The organism is Stenotrophomonas sp. PD6, from assembly GCF_049199305.1.
Taxonomy (GTDB): domain Bacteria; phylum Pseudomonadota; class Gammaproteobacteria; order Xanthomonadales; family Xanthomonadaceae; genus Stenotrophomonas.
Genome location: NZ_JBLZQD010000008.1, coordinates 1 through 19,199 on the forward strand (window position 1 = coordinate 1; position 19,199 = coordinate 19,199).

Annotated in this window: 17 protein-coding genes; 4 read left to right on the forward strand and 13 right to left on the reverse strand. The window is 67.6% G+C overall.

Features of this window, described 5'->3' with window-relative positions; all coding sequences use genetic code 11:
• The 7 genes from ACOZHM_RS12440 to ACOZHM_RS12470 all read right to left on the reverse strand — a co-directional run.
• On the reverse strand, window positions 1-829 hold an 829-nt coding region (locus tag ACOZHM_RS12440; RefSeq protein ID WP_421569634.1), incomplete at its 3' end, for a septal ring lytic transglycosylase RlpA family protein.
• Window positions 826-1,971 (reverse strand): lytic murein transglycosylase B, encoded by a 1,146-nt coding sequence (mltB, locus tag ACOZHM_RS12445; RefSeq protein WP_421569635.1) that lies wholly within the window; start codon window positions 1,969-1,971, stop codon window positions 826-828. The genes mltB and ACOZHM_RS12440, both read right to left, overlap by 4 nt.
• Window positions 1,972-2,675: 704 nt before the next feature.
• Window positions 2,676-3,788 (reverse strand): rod shape-determining protein RodA, encoded by a 1,113-nt coding sequence (gene rodA, locus ACOZHM_RS12450; RefSeq protein ID WP_421569636.1) that lies wholly within the window; start codon window positions 3,786-3,788, stop codon window positions 2,676-2,678.
• Window positions 3,785-5,851 (reverse strand): penicillin-binding protein 2, encoded by a 2,067-nt coding sequence (gene mrdA / locus ACOZHM_RS12455; RefSeq protein WP_421569637.1) that lies wholly within the window; start codon window positions 5,849-5,851, stop codon window positions 3,785-3,787. Before mrdA ends, rodA begins: the two co-directional genes overlap by 4 nt.
• 1 nt (window position 5,852) lies before the next feature.
• Window positions 5,853-6,338 (reverse strand): rod shape-determining protein MreD, encoded by a 486-nt coding sequence (gene mreD, locus ACOZHM_RS12460; RefSeq protein WP_421569638.1) that lies wholly within the window; start codon window positions 6,336-6,338, stop codon window positions 5,853-5,855.
• Entirely contained in the window at window positions 6,335-7,369 is a 1,035-nt protein-coding gene (gene mreC, locus ACOZHM_RS12465) for a rod shape-determining protein MreC (protein ID WP_421569639.1), read from the reverse strand. The genes mreD and mreC overlap by 4 nt, the downstream gene beginning before the upstream one ends.
• A gap of 159 nt (window positions 7,370-7,528) precedes the next feature.
• Window positions 7,529-8,575, reverse strand: a complete 1,047-nt coding sequence (locus tag ACOZHM_RS12470) for a rod shape-determining protein (RefSeq protein WP_038686189.1) — start codon at window positions 8,573-8,575, stop codon at window positions 7,529-7,531.
• A gap of 275 nt (window positions 8,576-8,850) precedes the next feature.
• Here ACOZHM_RS12470 and ACOZHM_RS12475 point away from each other — a divergent pair, with 275 nt between their 5' ends.
• Window positions 8,851-9,789 (forward strand): carbohydrate kinase family protein, encoded by a 939-nt coding sequence (locus ACOZHM_RS12475; protein WP_421569640.1) that lies wholly within the window; start codon window positions 8,851-8,853, stop codon window positions 9,787-9,789.
• A gap of 259 nt (window positions 9,790-10,048) precedes the next feature.
• On the opposite strand, the gene ACOZHM_RS12480 is transcribed toward ACOZHM_RS12475, so the two are convergent.
• From ACOZHM_RS12480 to ubiE, 5 genes are all read right to left on the reverse strand, one after another.
• Window positions 10,049-10,780, reverse strand: a complete 732-nt coding sequence (locus ACOZHM_RS12480; protein WP_421569641.1) for a hypothetical protein — start codon at window positions 10,778-10,780, stop codon at window positions 10,049-10,051.
• Window positions 10,781-10,925: 145 nt separating this feature from the next.
• The gene (locus tag ACOZHM_RS12485) at window positions 10,926-11,972 is read right to left on the reverse strand and encodes a hypothetical protein (RefSeq protein ID WP_421569642.1); all 1,047 of its coding nucleotides are present in this window, start codon (window positions 11,970-11,972) and stop codon (window positions 10,926-10,928) included.
• A 168-nt stretch (window positions 11,973-12,140) separates the two neighbouring features.
• Window positions 12,141-14,078 carry a M1 family metallopeptidase gene (locus ACOZHM_RS12490; protein WP_421569643.1) on the reverse strand — a complete coding sequence of 646 codons (1,938 nt, stop codon included), beginning with the start codon at window positions 14,076-14,078 and terminating at the stop codon, window positions 12,141-12,143.
• Between the two features lie 82 nt (window positions 14,079-14,160).
• Window positions 14,161-15,027 (reverse strand): diguanylate cyclase domain-containing protein, encoded by an 867-nt coding sequence (locus ACOZHM_RS12495; RefSeq protein ID WP_421569644.1) that lies wholly within the window; start codon window positions 15,025-15,027, stop codon window positions 14,161-14,163.
• Between the two features lie 68 nt (window positions 15,028-15,095).
• Window positions 15,096-15,857 (reverse strand): bifunctional demethylmenaquinone methyltransferase/2-methoxy-6-polyprenyl-1,4-benzoquinol methylase UbiE, encoded by a 762-nt coding sequence (gene ubiE, locus ACOZHM_RS12500; RefSeq protein ID WP_421569645.1) that lies wholly within the window; start codon window positions 15,855-15,857, stop codon window positions 15,096-15,098.
• A gap of 71 nt (window positions 15,858-15,928) precedes the next feature.
• Between ubiE and ACOZHM_RS12505 the strand changes: the two genes are divergently transcribed.
• The 3 genes from ACOZHM_RS12505 (at window position 15,929) to ACOZHM_RS12515 (ending at window position 17,604) form a co-directional block, all read left to right on the forward strand.
• Window positions 15,929-16,381 (forward strand): nucleoside deaminase, encoded by a 453-nt coding sequence (locus tag ACOZHM_RS12505; RefSeq protein ID WP_068854054.1) that lies wholly within the window; start codon window positions 15,929-15,931, stop codon window positions 16,379-16,381.
• Window positions 16,382-16,806: 425 nt separating this feature from the next.
• Complete coding sequence (locus ACOZHM_RS12510) at window positions 16,807-17,139, forward strand: hypothetical protein (RefSeq protein ID WP_421569646.1); 333 nt, start codon at window positions 16,807-16,809, stop codon at window positions 17,137-17,139.
• A gap of 72 nt (window positions 17,140-17,211) precedes the next feature.
• Window positions 17,212-17,604, forward strand: a complete 393-nt coding sequence (locus ACOZHM_RS12515; protein ID WP_421569647.1) for a low affinity iron permease family protein — start codon at window positions 17,212-17,214, stop codon at window positions 17,602-17,604.
• A 70-nt stretch (window positions 17,605-17,674) separates the two neighbouring features.
• Here the strand turns inward: ACOZHM_RS12515 and ACOZHM_RS12520 are convergent, their stop codons facing one another.
• Window positions 17,675-19,075, reverse strand: coding sequence for an efflux transporter outer membrane subunit (locus tag ACOZHM_RS12520; protein WP_421569648.1), 1,401 nt, complete (start codon window positions 19,073-19,075; stop codon window positions 17,675-17,677).
• Window positions 19,076-19,199: the final 124 nt, after the last annotated feature.

Consider the following 19,199-nt stretch of genomic DNA (forward strand, 5'->3'; position numbering starts at 1 on the left):
GCACGGGGGCCGGCGGCAGCTTGCCGACCAGCCGATCCATGTCGCTGTCGCGGCGGGCCGGCGCGGCGGCCGCCACGACCGGCGCGGCAGCGGCGGCCCGGCGTTCACGCCACGAGGGCTTGCCGGCCAGCAGGTTGTCGTCGCCCGGGGCCAGCGCGCGCACCTCCACGTTGCCGGTGCCGCGCTGGGTAATGCCCAGGCGCACCGCGGCGGCATAACTGAGGTCGATCACGCGGCCGTCGTGGAACGGCCCGCGGTCGTTGACGCGCACGATCACCGACTCGCCGTTGTCCATATTGGTGACGCGGGCGAAGCTCGGCAGCGGCAGGGTCTTGTGCGCGGCGGTGAAGGCGTACATGTCGTACACCTCGCGGTTGGAGGTGAGGCGGCCATGGAACTTGGCGCCGTAGTACGACGCGGTGCCCTTTTCGGCGTACCCGCGGGTGTCGTCCATCACCTGGTACTGCTTGCCCAGCACGACGTACGGCGACTTGTTGCCGACCGGCGAGCGCGGCAGGTCCACCACGTCCGGTTCGGGAATGCAGGCCACGTTGGGAATGTAGGTGGGCGTGCTGTCGTTGACGCCGGGCTTGTACAACCCGCCGGCGCGGTAGTCGCCGCGCGTACTGGGATCCTCGGCGGCGGCCTTGTAGGGCGAGCCGTCGGGGCAGTGCGCCGGGCGCCCGCCCTTGCCGCCCGAACCCTGTACCAGCGTGCCGCCGGGCTTGCCACCGCCGGCGGCGGTGGAGGGCTTCTTGGGCGCCGTGCTGCAGGCGGCCAGCGCCAGCATCAGCAGACCCGGGATCCACCAGCGTGCGCGTGCGTTCATGCCGGCGGCAGCTCCTGGCCGGCGATGGCCTGGGACAACTGGTACACCGCCATCGCATACATTTTGGACAGGTTGTAACGGGTGATCGCGTAGTAGTTCTGGAAGCCGAGCCAGTACTGCTTGCCGGCGCTGCCTTCCAGCGTGATCGGGGTGGCGGTCAGGCCTGCCGGCACCGGCACGCTGGGCTGGTAGCCGCGCTGGGCCAGCTCGGACAGCGTCCAGGTCGGCGTCCAGTCGGTGGGATCGAACGGTTCGCGCCCTGCGGCCAGCGTGGCCGGCACCGCCACCGGGCCGCCGCGCACCCAGCCGCCCTTCTTGACGAAGTAATTGGCGATCGAGGAGAACACGTCGTCATAGCTGGTGAACAGGTCGCGGCGACCGTCGCCGTTGCCGTCCACCGCGAAGTCCTGGTAGCTGGAGGGCATGAACTGCCCCATGCCCATGGCACCGGCGTAGCTGCCCTTGATGGCGAGGATGTCCAGCTTCTCGTCGCGGCTCAGCGCGAACAGGCGCGCCAATTCGTCGCGGAAGTACAGCTCGCGGCGCACTTCGCGCTCCAGCTTGGCCGGGTCGCCACTGCGCGGGTAGTTGAAGGCCAGCGTGTACAGCGCGTCCAGTACGCGGTAGCTGCCGGTGTTGCCGCCGTAGCTGGTTTCCACCCCGATGATCGCCACGATTACCTCGGCCGGCACGCCGGTGCGCTGCTGCACGCGCATCAGTTCGTCGCGGTGGGTGGCGAGGAATTTCTTTCCGCCCTCGATCCGCGCCTGGCTGATGAACATCGGCCGGTACTCGTTCCACGGCTTGACCCGCTCGGCGGGGCGCGACATGGCGGCGATGATCGGATCGCGCACCTGCGCCTGGGCCAGCGTGGCCTCGATCTGTGCGGCGGGAATGCCGTAGCGGGCGGCGGTATCGCGCACGAAGTTGGCACGCGCCACCTCGAACGGAACCGGGGTGAGATCCACCGGCGGCGCGGTGGCGGCAGCGCCTTCCGGCGCGGCTTCGGCGGGCCCCTTGTGGGCAACCCCCGGCTTGTTGGGCGCACCCGACGCCTGCGGCGGCGGTGACGGGGAATGCGGCTGGGTCGCACAGGCAACCAAACCGAGCGTAAGCATGCAGGCCAAAGTGCGTCGAATCATCGCCGCAGGTTAGCAGGTCAAAGATGAAATAAAACCCCTAACACCATGAATACCAACGAATTGCTTCGTCGACAGAGCGGTTCGTTAACCCAGCGTGTAATCGCACTGACTGAAAGCCCCATTCACAGTAACGACCGGAGCCAAAGCCCCTTCTTGTTGAAGGGGCGCGCCGCTAGGCGCGGGTTAAGGAGGAATGCGTGGGCCTGCCGCGCCTTGGGTGCGGCAGGCGCGCGCCGACAGGCGCGGGGGATAGGAAGAATGCGCGGACCTTATTCGCTTACAGCGAATAAGGTATACCGGTTGCGCCCCCATCCCCATGGACGCAACCGGGCTACCGACCCAGTCGGTACCGGCATGACGCGCAACTCCCCAGCGCGCGCCCTGCCCCCTGTACCCGTCGGGTCAACTACTTCCCGCCAGCGCCTGGTTGCATCGCTTGGCTCGATGCCCGGCTGCTCGCGGGCCGCCATTGTGCAGGCGCTTTACGACAAGTCCATTGATCAGGATCAAGCGCATTCATATCTGTGCGCCACATCTCACTTTCATGCCGTTTTGTTGACGCAACCTGCACCTCAAGCGACGGTTTTGTCGTGTTCGACCCGTTCCAAGCGCGCTTTTTGCGCAAAACCGGGCCTGGCCCAGCCGGGCTTTTGACTAGACATAGAGATATGGGCTAGCTGCGACGAAATGTCGCCACCGCTCCCTCAGCCGTACCCGCCATGCACCGGGTTGTGGCTGCGCGCGGCCATCACCAGCCCGAAGCCGGCCAGCAGCGAGACCGCCGACGTACCGCCATAACTGATCAGCGGCATCGGCACGCCCACCACCGGCAGCAGGCCGGAGATCATGCCGCCGTTGACCAGCACGTAGACGAAGAACGCCAGGCCGGTGGCGCCGGCGAGCAGGCGCGAATAGGAGTCGCGCGACTGCGAGGCGATCCACAGGCAGCGCCCGATCACCACCAGATACAGGAACAGCACCACGGCCACACCGATCCAGCCGAACTCCTCGCTCAGCACGGAGAAGGCGAAGTCGGTGGTCTGTTCGGGAATGAAGTTCAGGTGCGACTGCGAGCCCTGCCCCCAGCCCTTGCCGTCGAAGCCGCCGGAACCGATCGCGATCTTGGACTGGATGATGTTCCAGCCCGCGCCGAGCGCGTCCATCTCCGGGTCCAGGAACATCATGATGCGGTCCTTCTGGTACGGCCGCAGCAGCCAGAACCAGGCCACCGGGGCGGCCGCGGCGACGCCGCCCACGCCCACACCCACCCACCACCAGGGCAGGCCGGCCAGCAGCAGCACGAACGCGCCGCTGGCGGCGATCAGCACGCCGGTGCCGAAGTCGGGCTGCAGCATCACGAGGCCGGTGGGCACGCCGATGATGACCGCGCTGACCATCACCGTGGAGAAACGCGGCGGCAGCGGCATGCGGTGCAGGTACCAGGCCACCATCATCGGCAGGCTGACCTTGAGCAGCTCGGCCGGCTGCAGGTAGAACAGCTTGAGGTCCAGCCACTGGCGGCCGTACTTGCCGGTGCCGAGCACGAACACGGCCAGCAGCGGAATCATCGAGATGGCGTAGATCAGCGGGGTGGCCGAACGGATGCGGAGGATCGGCACCCGCGAAATGGCCCACAACGCGGCCAGTCCGACCGCGAAGCGCGCGCCCTGCGCAAACACCAGGCCGTCGCCGCCGGCGCTCTTGAGCACCGACAGGCCGATCAGCATCAGCGCGCCCAGCGCCAGGCACAGCACCCAGTCCAGCGTGCTGGTGAAGCGCACGACCATGTCGGTCGCCCAGCGCAGGAAAACTTTCATCGCGTGCGCTCCGCAGGCGGGACCGGGGCGGCAGCGGCAGGCGCCGGTGCGCCAGGTGCAGGTGCAGGTACCGGCGCGGGGGCCGGCACGCCAACCATGACCGGCAGCGATTCCAGCGCGGCCGCGGCGGCATCGCCGGCGTCGCGCGCGGCGCGACCGCCGCCGTCGAACGCCGTGCTGCCGATGGCGGTGGTGCCGCGTTCGCTGTCGAGCGGCTCCATGCCCTCGGGCATCTTGCCGAGCAGCCAGGCGTCGAACAGCTTGCGTGCGATCGGGGCCGCCGCCGAGCCGCCGTAGCCGCCGCCTTCCACCGCGATCGCCAGCACGATGACCGGGTCCTCGGCCGGGGCGAAGCCCACGAACAGCGAGCGGTGACGCAGGTGCATCGGCAGGCTCTTGGGATTCACGGCCGCCGTACCGCGGCGGCTGATCACCTGTGCGGTACCGGTCTTGCCGGCGATGGTATACGGCGCGCCGGCAGCGGCACGCGCGCCGCTGCCGCCCGGGCGCATGGTGCCCATCATGCCCTCGCGCACCGCCTGCAGGTTGCCCGGGCTGGGGCTGATCGGCTTGCTCGGGCCCTGCGGGGTCGACACCCAGTCGGCATCGAAGCCTGCGCGCTCCTGCATCACCAGGCGCGGCGTACGCAGGTGGCCGTCGGCGATGCCGCCCACGCCATGCACCAGCTGCAGCGGGGTGACCTTCCAGTCGCCCTGGCCGATGCTGACGTTGACGGTGTCGCCGGGGTACCAGCGTTCCTTGCGCGTCTTGTACTTGTTCTGCGGCGAGGGCAGGATGCCGCCGATCTCGCCGGTGAGGTCGATGCCCGTCGGCGAACCGAAGCCATAGCCGCCCATGTACTGGTCGAAGCGCTCGATGCCCATGTCCAACGCGAGCTTGTAGTAGTAGGTGTTGACCGACTGGGTGATCGACTTGCGCAGGTCGGTCCAGCCGTGGCCGCCACGGTTGGCGTCGCCCCAGCCGCGCGAGGTGCCCGGCAGGTAGAACATGCCGGTGGAGAGGATCTTGTCCTCGGGCTTGCGCACGCCGCTGTCCAGACCGGCCAGGCCGATCAACGGCTTGATCGTCGAGCCCGGCGCCACGCCACCCAGCACCAGCCGGTTGAACTGCGGCCGCGAGGGGTTGTCGTTGAGCGCCTTGAAGTCCGCGTGGGAAATGCCGTTGACGAACAGGTTGGGGTCGTACGACGGCAGGCTCACCATCGCCAGCACTTCACCGGTGCGCGGGTCCATCGCCACGGCCGCGCCATCGAAGTCGCCGAACGCGGCCACCATGGCGCGCTGCAGGTCGGCATCGATGGACAGGCGCAGGTCGCTGCCGGACTGCGCGGCCACCCGGCCGATGGTGCGGATGGCCCGCCCCTGCACATTGGTCTCCACCTGTTCGTAGCCCACCTTGCCGCGCAGCTGCTGCTCGTAATAGCGCTCCAGCCCGGACTTGCCGATATGGGTCAGCGCGGCATTGCCCTCGCCCAGCGTCTCCAGGTCCTTGTCGTCGACCCGGCCGACGTAGCCGATGATGTGCGCGAACAGGTCGCCGTAGGGGTAGCGCCGGGTCAGGTACGGTTCCAGCTCCACGCCGGGATAGCGCCAGCGATCCACCGCGAAGCGCGCCATTTCCTCGTCGGTCACGCGCAGCTTGAGCGTCACCGGCAGGAAACTGCGGCGCGCCTTGCGCGATTTGTTGAACGTCTCGATGTCTTCCGGGCTCAGGTCCAGGATCTTCGCCAGCCCGGCCAGGGTGGCGTCCATGTCCTTGACCTTGTCAGGGGTGATGTCCAGCCGGAACGCAGGCACGTTCTCGGCCAGCAGGCGCCCGTTGCGGTCGTAGATCATGCCGCGCCCGGGCACCACCGGCCGCGGCTTGATGCGGTTGGCTTCCGAGCGCGTGGCGTAGATGTCGTGGTCCAGCACCTGCAGCTTGAAGTACCAGCCGCCCAGCCCGACCAGGCACACCAGCACGCCGAGGAAGCCCAACGCGGCGCGGCGCCGGAACTGCTCGGCTTCGGCGTGCGGATTCTTGGCCTGGCGGCGCACGTACATGTCAGCGCCCGCGACGTCCGAAGCGGACCGCATCCAGCAGCACGAACACCAGCGGCCACAGACCCATGCCCAGCAGCGGCGCCCACCAGTACGACCACGGCAGGGTCGGCTCGCCCACCGCGATATGGACCACGGCGCTGACGATGCGGTCGTTGAACAGCAACCCGCCGATGGCCAGCACCTGCTGCGACATCGGGAAGAAGCGGATGCGCGCGCGGAAGCGCTGCAGGATGAAGGTCAGCATGACCAGCCGCAGCGCCTGCTCGCCGAGCACGCCGCCGTACAGCAGGTCGGCGAGCACGCCGCAGACGAAGGCCACGCCCAGCCCGACCCGGTCCGGCGCCTCGATGACCCAGTAGGCCAGCACCAGCGCCAGCCAGTAGGGGCGCAGCGGCTGCAGCAAAGCAGGCAGCGGCAGCAGGCCCAGTAGCAGCGCCAGCACGATGCTGACCGGGAGCACCCAGGGTTTGTCGCGCAGGCGGCTCATCGGGTGGGCCCCGTGGAAGTTGGCGGGGGAGCAGGTTGGGCCGGTTGCGATGGGGTCTGCGTGGGCCGACTAACAGTCGGCGCTACCGAGGGCGGCGTGGCTTCCGTGGGCCGGGCAGAGCCCGGCGCTACGGCGGGTGCGGCGGCGGGGCCGCCTGCCGCCTCCGAAAGCTGGAGGTTCGGGGGCACGCGGATTGCTGTGCCGGGGCGCAGAAGGAGCACGTCGCGGCCGCGGTCCAGCTGGGCAGCGGGCTTGAGTTCGCCGACCAGGAAGGCGTGGGTGTCGTCGGGGCGCAGGGCGGTGATCTTGCCGACCGGGAAGCCGGCCGGGAAGCGGCCGCCGAGGCCGGAGGTGACGATCTCATCGCCCACTTCCACGCCGGCACTGAGCGGAATGTCGCGCAGTTCCAGGGTGTCGCCGCGGCCGTACACGATCAGGCGCACGCCGTTGCGGGCCACGGTCACCGGCACCGCGTGGTCCGGGTCGGTGAGCAGCAGCACGGTGGCGTTGCTGCCGGTGGTGGCGATCACCTGCCCCATCAGCCCGCCGGCGTCGATCACCGCCTGGCCCAGGTGCACGCCGTCGCGGCTGCCGGCGGCCAGCACCAGGCGCTGCTTGACCGGGTCCAGGTCGATATCGAGGATCGGCGCCAGCTGCACGTCCAGCCCGCTGCGCTCGGCCACGTTGAGCAGCTCGCGCAGCTGCGCGTTGTCCAGCGCCGCCGTCTGCAGGCGGGTCAGGCGCGCGTTGGCGATCAGCAGCTGGTTGCGCAGCTCGCGGTTCTCGTCCACCAGCTGGCCGTGGCTGGCCGCGTTGTCCTTGACCTGGCTGCCGAGCCGACCCGGCAAGCCGGCCAGGGCCCAGACCGGCTGCACCAGTACGTTGGTCTGGGCGCGCAGGCGCGCCAGCCAGCCGGCCTGGTCGTCGAGCACGATCAGGGTGATGGCCAGGGCCAGGTAGGCGAGCAGCCGCAGGGGGCTGCTGGCATCACCCTGGCGGGAGGCTACGGGAGGACCGGCGTAGGGCGGCACGACTGGCTTCGACTGATCAAGGGGTGGAATGCAGCGGGGCAGAGCCCTGCCGGGTGGGACAGGACGCGACAACGCCCCGGCGCTGCGATGCCCGGCGTGGCGGGCACGCAGCGGGCATCACGCCGCAGGGGCGCGTCTACAAAACAGCAACGGTACGGCTTACTCCGGCGCAAAGAACTCGTTGCCGTGCATGTCCACCAGCTCCAGCGCACGACCGCCACCGCGGGCCACGCAGGTCAGCGGATCGTCGGCCACCTGCACGTGCAGGCCGGTTTCCTCGGAGATCAGACGGTCCAGGTCGCGCAGCAGCGCGCCGCCACCGGTGAGCACGATGCCGCGCTCGGCGACGTCGGCACACAGTTCCGGCGGGGTCTGTTCCAGGGCCAGCTTGACCGCGCTTACGATGCCCGACAGCGGCTCGTGCAGGGCTTCCAGCACCTCGTTGGAGTTAATCTTGATCATCTTCGGCACGCCCTCGGCGAGGTTCCTGCCGGAGATTTCCATCTCGATGACTTCGGCCTGCGGGTAGGCGCAGCCCAGCTCGACCTTGATCCGCTCGGCGGTGGCTTCACCGATCAGCATGCCGTGGTTGCGGCGCACGTAGTTGGTGATCGACTCGTCGAAGCGGTCGCCGCCGATCCGGACCGAGGCCGAATAGACGATGCCGTTCAGCGAGATCACCGCCACTTCGGTGGTGCCGCCGCCGATGTCGATGACCATCGAGCCACGGGCTTCGGTGACCGGCATGCCGGCGCCGATGGCGGCCGCCATCGGTTCTTCGATCAGGAACACGTCGCGGGCACCGGCTTCTTCGGCCGATTCCTTGATGGCGCGGCGCTCGACCTGGGTCGAGCCGGCCGGCACGCAGACCAGCACGCGCGGGCTCGGGCGCAGGAAGCGCGACTTGTGCACCTTCTTGATGAAGTGCTTGAGCATCGCCTCGGTGTAGGTGAAATCGGCGATGACGCCGTCCTTCATCGGGCGGATGGTGGTGATGTGGCCCGGGGTACGGCCCAGCATCTGCTTGGCCTCGGCGCCGACGGCGGCCACCGAACGGGTACCACCGATCGCACGGTCCTGGCGCACGGCCACGACCGACGGCTCGTTCAGCACGATGCCCTGCCCGCGCACGTAAATGAGGGTATTGGCCGTGCCCAGGTCGATGGACAGGTCATTGGAGAACATGCCACGCAGTTTCTTGAACATCTGGGAGTTGATCCTGAGGGGTGTCGCGCCCAACGCGGGATGGCGAAAAATTGGGCAGAATTCGAGACCGACAAGCCTAGCAATCCCCCTGTTCGCGAGCAAGGAGAAATCTGCCCCAACGCCAGCCTTGGCGGCCATTCAGGCGGGTCCGGACAGCCGGGGTTCTGGCCCTGCGGCGTCTCACCCGTTAACCTTTGCACCATTGGGCGCCTCAGGGCGCCGTTTCGTTGCCCGCCCGGCGGGCCTCAAACTCCATTCCGCATAGGCCTTAATCGATGTCCGCTTTGATCTGTGGTTCTCTTGCCTTCGACACCATCATGGTGTTTCCGGACCAGTTCAAGAATCACATCCTGCCGGACAAGGTGCACATCCTGAACGTCTCGTTCCTGGTGCCGCGCATGCGCCGCGAGTTCGGCGGCTGCGCCGGCAACATCGCCTACAACCTGCACCTGCTGGGCGGCGACCCGATCCCGATGGGCACCGTGGGGTCGGACTTCGGCCCCTACCGCGAGTACTTCCAGGGCCTGGGCATCGACCTGAGCCGGGTCAAGGTGATCGACGAGCTGTTCACCCCGCAGGCGTTCATCACCACCGACCACGACAACAACCAGATCACCGCGTTCCACCCGGGCGCGATGATGCGGTCCTACGAGAACCACGTGAAGGACGTGCCGGGCGTGACCCTGGGCCTGGTCGGCCCGGACGGCCGCGAAGGCATGATCCAGAACGCCGACGAGTTCTCCGCGGCCGGCGTGCCGTTCATCTTCGACCCGGGCCAGGCCATGCCGCTGTTCAACGGCCCGGAGCTGCGCACGTTCATCGAGCAGGCCGACTACGTGGTGGTCAACGACTACGAGTCCAACCTGCTGCAGGAGCGCACCGGCTGGGACGAGAAGGCGATCGTGAGCCGGGTCAAGGCCTACATCACCACCCGCGGCCCGAAGGGCGCGGTGATCCACACCCCGGAAAAGACCTATGACATCCCGCCGGCGCACGAGCGCCGCGTGGTCGACCCGACCGGCTGCGGCGACGCCTTCCGCGCGGGCCTGATCTACGGCATCGAGAAGGGCTACGACTGGCTGACCATCGGCCGCATGGGCAACCTGATGGGCGCGCTGAAGGTGGAGCACCCGGGTACGCAGAACCAGCGGTTTACGTTTGATGAGTTCAACGAGCAATTCAAGCAGCAGTTCGGTTACGCGCTGGGCGCGTAAACGAAACTGCTGTTTGAATTGCTCGCCCAATATTCGCCTTGGCGAATATTGGGCCCCGAGGCATATCACCTAATCCCCGCGCCGTTGGCGCGCCCCCTTAACGGCAATCCCCGTCTGCGACGGGGCCGCCGTCCGCGCATTCCACCTAACCCCGCGCCTGTCGGCGCGCCCCCTTAACAAAAGGGGGCTATTGCTCCAGAGGGATGGCTGCAATCTGCCGTAGCGCCGGGCTCTGCCCGGCCGCTCTTTTCGTATTGCCTCAATTCCACCAATTGGGCAATTTGCTGGCATCCACGCCGCCGGTTTCGAACACGGCCGTGCGGGTGCCGCCGGCCTTGACCGGGAATTCGATGCTGATCGATTTAGCCTTGCGCGCCAGTTTCCACAGCGCCTTCTGGTCGGTGATGAACATGGCGATCGCCTCGTCGGTCTTCGGGCGCCAAGCGGCCATGCTGATCGGCTTGCCGTCGTCCACGGTGACCTTGACCGTGCACTGCGGGCAGCGGAAGTCACCGGCCTGCAGCACGAGGTAGGCGTGGCGCTTCCACTCGGGGTGGTCGCGGAAGATCAACTGCACCGGCTTGGGGCCGCTGCCGTCCACGTCGACCCGCTCCTTGCTGTAGATCGAGGCGGAAATCTGGTTGCCCTTGTTGCCCACGGGCATCTGGTTGTACTGCCACAGGCCCTGCATGCGGCGCAGTTCGCGCGCGGTTTCGGCCTTGGCCTTGACCTCGGCAAACCCCGGCTCGATGCGCGCGGCGACGTCGGTGTCCTTGTACTGGTCCAGCAGCGAACCGCCATGGATCCGCGCCCGCTCCCAGTCCTGCGCGGCCACGGCCATGTCGTACTGCTTGGCCACGCCCTCAGCTTTCTCTTCCTGCTGCGCCTTGGCGGCGGCCGCAGCGGCTTCCTGCGCCTTGCGCTCTTCCTCGGGGTTGCTGCAGGCGGCCAGTGCGAAGGCAACGGCGGCGGCGAGGATCAATCGTTTCATTGCACGCTCCAGGGATCGACGACGCCTACAAGCGCCACCTGCCTACTGTAACGGGGCAGGTGGCAGCGTCGCATCCCCATATCCGGGTGCGACCCGGCCGAGACGTGCCTTGCCTGTGTGCAAACCTCGCCGCAGCCAGGTTTGCTTAGCGCAGCCTGTTCTGCACCAGCGCCGCACCGGCGAGTCGATACTGCGCGTCGCCTGGCCCCACCTTCGGTTTGACGATCGGCTGTTCAGGCTGATCCCGAATCCGGATACCCCGATTCACCCAGTGAGCTTTCAGACCATCGACAGCACGCTTCAACGCGATATTGGCCACGGCCAGCGCCTCTTCTGCCTGGGTATGCTCACGAACAAGCCGCATGCACTCGGTCGATTCCGACTTCAATCGGTTCACCGTTGCATCGTCGTGCCCTGCGACGTACGCCGCATTGACAAAGTCGCCGATGAAATTGTCTTGCGCACGTGCCGCCTCGCGGTCACCCCGGCTGCAGACCTGCCACGCCTTGAGCGTCTGCTCATAGCTGCCTATCAGCGCCCGCTCTTCGGCTGAAGACGGCCGCGCCTTGGCAGCTCGCAGGAGAGCGTCGAAGTCCAATTCCACCCCGCCCCTCTCCGCCTCCCTGATGGAGATCCCCGGCAATGGTCTAGACACCAATGCAGCCTTGTCGATCTTTGCAGGCGCACGACCCGCCAGCAAACCCTTTTCCGGGTCTTGCCTGCCAACGCCTGGCGGCACGTTCGCCGGCGGACGCGCCGCGGCCGGTTCGTCAGCGCGTGCGCGCACGCCGTCTGCGCGCTCCCTACCGCCGCCGGGCGTCGAGGCGACTGGTGGCGTGGCTCCTGCCACCGCCTTTGCGCTGGGGGGTGCAGCGTGACGCTGCAACACGTTCTGCAGTTGAGTCTTCAGGTCCTCCAGCTGCGCGAGGCGATGGCCGCATTTATGGCCTGACGCCTTCAGCTGTCGCTGTTGGATGTCGCATTTGAGCAGCGCGACGTCTTCCAGCGCTACGCGCAGCTCGGCAGGAACGTTGCTCCTGATGGCATGCGAACAGTCATTTTTGACCTGTTCGAGGCGGTATCCGATTGACCCGGAAACAACGCCGCGATCGACCAGTGCTTCCTTGACGCCTTGTTGCACAAGGTCCAATCGTTTAAACGCTGCGCTGGCTATGTTGCTGATGTTGGGCATACCGCCTCCTTCGTTACGAAGCCGGCATGGTAGGAACCACGTCACATAACCACTTGCATATTTCGCTCATCGCATTCCGCGATGTTCATCGACATCGGCGCGACCCGACATCCACACACGACAACGGCGGGTTTCCCCGCCGTTGTCGTGCAACGCAGTGCGCTCCTGTTACGGCGCGGCCGGCGTGGCCTTGTCCAGCATGTCCTGCACCGACCCGGTGGTGATCGGGTGGTAGCTGGGCTTGGCCTTCTCGAAGGCGGCCTTGGCGAAGGCCAGGCCTTCCGGGGTCTTCACCAGTTCGGCGTAGATCGGCAGGATCAGCTTGCGGCGGCCCACGCGTTCGATGAAGGCACCGGCCGCTTCATTGGCTTCGACATAGCCGCTGCGGATCGCCAGCGGGTACCAACGCATCGCGATCTCGCCGTTGGCCGTGCCGGTGAACTTGTAGGCGCGGTCCAGCGCGGCCAGCTTGTCGAGCGGCAGGGTCTTGCCCAGGCCGTCGATGAAGTGCACCCACTCCTGGGTGCCCCACTCGTTGGTGATCTGCGCGCTCGGCAGCGTGCCACTGCCCTGCCAGGCAATACGTGCGGTGTCGACGATGGAGAAGTTGCGCGAGCGCGCCTTGGTGGCGAAGGACGGAATGCCCGGCTCGTCCAGCCATGCCTTCAGCTCGGCGTCGGTGACCGCGCCGGGCTTCTTGGACAGCAGGTTCTTCTTCAGGTACTCGACGAACTGGTCGGTGTTGGCACTCTGGAAGGCGTGGTCATCGAACCAGCCGCGCAGGAACGGGTCGAAGGTCTCGCGGCCGAAGCGCTGCTCCAGGAACTGCAGGAACCACGAACCCTTGACGTAGGCCACGTTGCTCAGCGCCTCGTCCGGGTCGCGCTCGGTCAGCGCCGGCAGCGCCAGCGCCTGGTCTGCCGGGCTCATGTCCTTGATCTCGGCCAGCAGGTCGTTCTGGTCGATCTCGCGCTCCATCTCGGCCATTTCCTGGCCGTACAGCGCCTCGGTGATGCGGCCCTGCACGTAGGTGGTGAAGCCTTCATTGAGCCAGATGTCCTTCCAGCTTGAATTGGTCACCAGGTTGCCCGACCAGCTGTGCGCCAGTTCATGGGCCACCAGCGACACCAGCGACTTGTCGCCCACGATCACGGTCGGGGTGGCGAAGGTCAGGCGCGGGTTTTCCATGCCGCCGAACGGGAACGACGGCGGCAGCACCAGCATGTCGTAGCGGCCCCAGCGGTACTCGCCGTAGAGCTTCTCGGCGGCACCGATCATCTTCTCGGTGTCTTCGAATTCCTTGGCGGCCTTGCCGACCATGGTCGGTTCGGCCCACACGCCGGAACGGCCGGAGATCGGCTCGAACACCAGGTCGCCCGCGGCGATGGCCAGCAGGTAGGACGGAATCGGCTGCGGCATCTTGAAGGTGTAGTCACCGTCACGCACAGCCTTGGGATCGTTGTCGGCGCTCATCAGCACCATCACGTCCGGACGCGAGGTCACGTGCGCGCTGTAGGTGAAACGCACGCTCGGCGTGTCCTGCAGCGGTACCCACGAACGGGCGTGGATGGCCTGCGACTGGCTGAACATGAAGGGCAGCTTCTTGCCCTCGGTCATCGACGGCTCCAGCCACTGCAGGCCCGACGCGGTCGGGGCGGTGTGGTAGGTCACCAGCACCTTGCCCGGCTGCTCCGGCGCTTCGATGGTCAGCTTGCTGCCGAACACCTTGTCGGCCGGCGCCAGGGCGAACTGCAGCGGCGCGGTCTTGCCATCGGCGGCGACGGCCTCGACCTTCTCGATGGTCAGCTCGCGGGTGTCCAGCACCAGCTGCTTGGCCGCCTTGTCCTTCCAGTCCAGCGTGTAGGTGGCGGTGCCACCGATCTGCTTGCTGTCGAAGTCCAGCTTCAGATCCAGCGCCAGGTCCTTGATGACGACCTTGTGCGGTTCGGCGTAGGAACTTTCATCATGACTGCGGTCTTCGGCTTTCACGGCGTTGGCGGCGCTCGGCGGGGCGGCGGGGGCCGCGGTCGGGGCGGAGGGCTCTTTGGAGCAGCCGGCGGCGGCAAGCGCCACGGCCAGGGAAATCAGCAGGAACGGGGATCGCATGAATCGGGACCGATCTGGGTGAAACGAGCAGTTTACCCCTGTCCAGCCCTGACGGCAGCGCCCCTACAGCCCCCCTGCGCATTCAGTCGCCTTCACACAGTAGTTGGGCCCCGCCGGCGGACTTGGCGCGGTACATCGCGGCATCGGCGCGCCGGTACAGCTCGCGCAGGTCCTCTCCAGGACGGTAGCCGGAACCGCCGGCACTGGCCTTCAGCGGCATCTCGGCGCCGCCGGCGGGCTCGGCCAGGCGGTCCAGCCAGCTGCGCATCCGCGCGCAGGCCACGTCATGGCGCGCGTGCACCGCCAGCAGGAATTCATCGCCGCCCCAGCGGCCGATCCAGTCGCTGGGCTGCAGCCACTGCCTCGCGGAGACCACCAGCCGCACCAGCACCTGGTCGCCGGCCAGGTGCCCATGCGCATCATTGATCGGCTTGAGGTTGTCCAGATCCACCACGAACAGGGTGAGCGGTTGCCGCCGCGACTGCGCCAGCGAGGCCGAATCGGCCAGCGCTTGTTCGCACCCCCGGCGGTTCAGCGCCTGGGTGAGCGGGTCGAGCAGCACGCTGCGGCGCAGGTCGCGCAGGCCGGCGTCCACCCCGTGCAGGCTGCGGTTGATCCCACGCAGCAGGCGGCCGATCTCGTCATGGCCCAGGTCGGGCAGATGCGGCAGGCGCTGTTCGTCGTAATAGGCCTCCAGCGCTTCGGCGGCCTGGCGCAGCGGCGCCATCAGCCGGTACAGCGCCATCATCGCCATGCCGGTGCCAACCAGCGTGGCGCCCAGCACCACGCCCAGCACGGCCCACATGGTCTGTTCCTGGTACTGGCCACTGAAGGCCATCCACAGCAGCAGCACCAGCAGCGGCACGTGCACGCCGACAAACACAACGGTCATCAGCTTGGCGCTGAATGAACGGGGAAACACGCGGGCCAGGCCGCGGTAGAGACGCATGGCAGGCCCTCATTGACAGCCTGCCTGCAGTGTCGCCGAGCTGCCTCAGCGTGAACCGGACGGGTGTCTCAAACCTTGTAGCCGGAGTGAATCGATACGATTCCGCCGGTCAGGTTCTTGTAATGGCAGCGCGCGAAACCGGCCTCGCCCATCATGGTCTTGAGCTGTTCCTGCGGCGGGTGCTTGCGGATGCTCTCGGCCAGGTACTGGTAGCTGTCGCCATCACGCGCGAACAGCTGGCCCAGCTTGGGCAGGATCTTGAACGAGTGGAAGTCGTAGATCGGCTTGAACCAGTCGGCGGTGACCTCGGAGAACTCCAGCACGCGGGCCTGGCCGCCCACCTTGAGCACGCGGTACATCTCGCGCAGGCCGGCGTCCTTGTCGGTCACGTTACGCAGGCCGAAGGCGATGGTCACCAGGTCGAAGCTGGCGTCCGGGAACGGCAAGGCCTCGGCATTGCACTGGACGTATTCCAGGCCCGAGACCAGGCCCCGGTTGGTCAGCCGGTCGCGACCCACCGAGAGCATGCCGGCGTTGATGTCGCCCAGCACCACTTCGCCCTCGTCACCCACGCGCTCCTTGATCAGCGCGGCGATGTCGCCGGTGCCGCCGGCCAGGTCCAGCACGCGGTCGCCCGGCTTCACCTGCGCGGTGGCGACGTAGTAGCGCTTCCACGCCCGGTGGATGCCCAGGCTCATCAGGTCGTTCATCAGGTCGTAGCTGCGCGCGACCGAGGTGAACACTTCGCCCACCAGCTTCTGCTTGTCCTTGGCGGCGACATCGCGGAAGCCGAAATGGGTGGTGCCAGTCTTGTAGGGGGATTCGCTCATGACCCCGATTATCGCACCGCTGGGGGCCCGGCGGCACCTTATCATGGCCCCTTCAGTTGAACGGACCGCCCATGATCACGACCCCCGACTACGCCGCCCTGCTTGAAACCGCCATTGCCGAAGCCCGCCAGGGCCTAGCCGAGGGCGGCATTCCCATCGGCGCGGCGCTGTACCACAACGACGGCCGCCTGCTCGGCTGCGGCCACAACCGCCGGGTGCAGGAAGGCGACCCGTCCGTGCACGGCGAGACCGACGCGTTCCGCAAGGCCGGCCGCCAGCGCCGCTACCAGGACACCATCATGGTCACCACCCTGGCGCCCTGCTGGTACTGCAGCGGGCTGGTGCGCCAGTTCAACATCGGCACCGTGGTGGTGGGCGAATCGGTCACCTTCCAGGGCGGCATCGACTGGCTGCGCGAGAACGGCGTGCAGGTGATCGACATGCAGAGTCAGGAATGCATCGACCTGCTGGGCGGATTCATCTCGGCCCACCCCGAGGTCTGGAACGAAGACATCGGCGAGTAATGCCACCGTGCTGCGCAGTCGCCGTGTGCGCTGCGCAGCGCAGGCAAGCGCACGACGCCGGTGCAGGGTGACGCGCGGTTCTGAATGCTTCAGCTCGCGGCAATCGGCCGCACGCACTGTGGCCCCTGCATCTGGGCCAGAAAACAGGGTATCGCTGCCACGCGCGCAGTGCAGCTTGAACACGCCGCGCTAACACCCCGACAGCGGGATGCGGCTAGGGTGGAATGCATCGCATCGGCGCCTGTCCACTCCGGTGGTCGCGCCCATCAAACCACCCGATGCGCTCCCTCGCGACACGCTGCCTGCGCCAGCCGTCGTTCTGCTGCGCACAACCGCTACGCCGGCTGCACATCGTCATGACGTCGCATGCACTGCGCGGCACGCACTCTAGTTCTGCCCTTCCTTCCCTACGAATCGACGCACTCATGTCCTCCGTCCCGCTTTCCATTCCCGCCGTGATCAACGTCGATGCCGAAGTGAGCTATTGGCGACAGCGGCATGCCGACGGCCTGCTCGGGACCGGCTCGTTCGGGCATTACGTGCCGTGGATCAAGTTCGCCTGTGATTCGTTGATCACCCAGCCGCGTGCCAGCGACGAGCAGCGCGATGAAGCCTTCCAGACCCAGTACGCGCTGCAGATCATGCCGCGCCTGACCGAAGACGAGGCCCGTGCGTTCGTCGAACAGTGCTGGGAACACGTGTACCTGACCAGCCACCACGACCAGAACGCCCGCCCGCGCCTGGGTGCGCGCGCCTGAGCGACGCTGCACGGCACGTACACGGCGCCGCGCCAATGATGTGAGGCTCACTGGTCATCCACGCCGAGCCTCATGAAACCCAGAAGTGTGTTCAACCTCATCGCCAAGAAGGCGTCGTATGCGGCGGGTACGCCGTGGGCCTTCCTCGGCGCGCTCGGCATCGTGCTGATCTGGGGCCTGTCCGGCCCGCTGTTCAAGTTCAGCGATACCTGGCAGCTGGTGATCAACACCGGCACCACCATCATCACCTTCCTGATGGTGTTCCTGATCCAGCACAGCCAGAACGCCGACACCGCGGCGATCCAGATCAAGCTCGACGAGCTGATCCGGGTCACCGCCGAGGCCAACAACGAGCTGCTGGACCTGGAAGAGCTGGACGAAGAGCGGCTGGAAGAGATCCGCCGCACCTACGAGAAGATGGCGCACCAGGCCAGCAAGGCGCTGGAGAAGGCGCGGGGCGTGTAGAGCCACGCCGCGCGTGGCTGCGGGTGCGTACCTGACGTAGAGCCACGCCATGCGTGTCCCGCGCGGTCCATCAACGCGCGGCAACCTCCCCGCCCTCGAGCCACCCGCCGCCCAGCACCTTGTACAGCGCCACCTGGTTGGATTGCTGGGCCAGCTGGGTGCTGACCAGCGACTGGCGTGCGGTATACGCAGTACGGCGCGCATCCAGCAGGGTCAGGAAGCTGTCCAGGCCCGCGTCATAGCGCGCCTGCGACAGCGTGCGCGCCTGCTCGGCCGCCGCCACCAATGCCTGCTGCGATGTCAGCTGCGCATCCAGGCTGTCGTTGAGCGCCAGCGCGTCGGCGGCCTCGCGGAAGCCGGACTGGATCGCCTTCTCGTACTGGGCCAGCGCGATATCGCGATTGGCGTTGGCCACGCCCAGCCCGGCGCGCAGCTTGCCGCCCTGGAAGATCGGCAGGTTGAGCGTGGGCATGAAGCTCCACACCCGCGTGCCACTATCGAACAGGCCCGAGAGCTCCGAGGACGCAGAGCCGATGCTGCCGGTCAGGCTGATCGACGGGAAGAACGCGGCCCGTGCCGCGCCGATGTTGGCGTTGGCCGACAGCAGCGTGTGTTCGGCGGCCATCACGTCCGGGCGACGCAGCAGCACCTCACCGGGTACGCCGGCCGGCAGCGCGCGCACGGCCGCCACCTGGGTGACCTCGCCGTCCGGCAGCAGTGCATCGTCGAGCGGTCCGCCGGCGAGCAGCACCAATGCGTTGCGGTCCTGCGCCACCTGGCCACGGAAACGCGCCACATCGGTACGCGCGGTCTCCACCAGAGTACGGGTCTGGCTGAGCTCCAGTGCCGACGTGCCGCCCAGCTGATGACGGGCCTCGCTCAGCCGCAGCGAGTCCTCATACGTGGCCAGCGTGGCCTCGGCGATGCGCAGCTGTTCATTGTCCGCGCCCAGGGTCAGCCATGCGTTGGCCACCTCGCCCACCAGCGACAACTGCGCGCTGCGGCGATTGGCCGCTTCGGCGAAGTACTGCTGCAGCGCCGCCTGGCTCAGGTTGCGCACGCGGCCGAACAGGTCCAGCTCGAATTCCACTACGCCCAGGTTCGCGCTGAATTGCTCGCTGACCGGGGCATCCCCGCCGCTGCGCGTCATCTGGCCCTGCGCGCCGAGTGCGGGTACCCGGTCGGCGCGCTGAATGCGGTACTGCGCGCGCGCCTTCTCGACATTGAGCACGGCCACGCGCAGGTCGCGGTTGTTGTCCAGCGATTGGGCGATCACCGACTGCAGGCGCTCGTCGACGAAGTAGTTGCGCCAGCCGATGGCGTCCACCTCGACCGGTGTATCGGTCGACACGGTGGCCGGCCACTGCGCCGGGATCGCCGGGGCGACCTCGGTGCTGCGCGGTTCAAGGGTGGCGCAGCCGGCAAGCAGCAGCACTGCAGCGACACCAAGCGCGAGGGAAAGGTGCTTCATGGTGATTCTCCGGTAGCGGGGGGGGGGGGGGGGGGGGCCCGGGGGGGGGGGGGGGGGGGGGGGGGGGGGGCGGGCGCGGGGGGCGGGGGGGGGGGCCGGCCCCCCCCCCCCCCCCCCCCCCCCC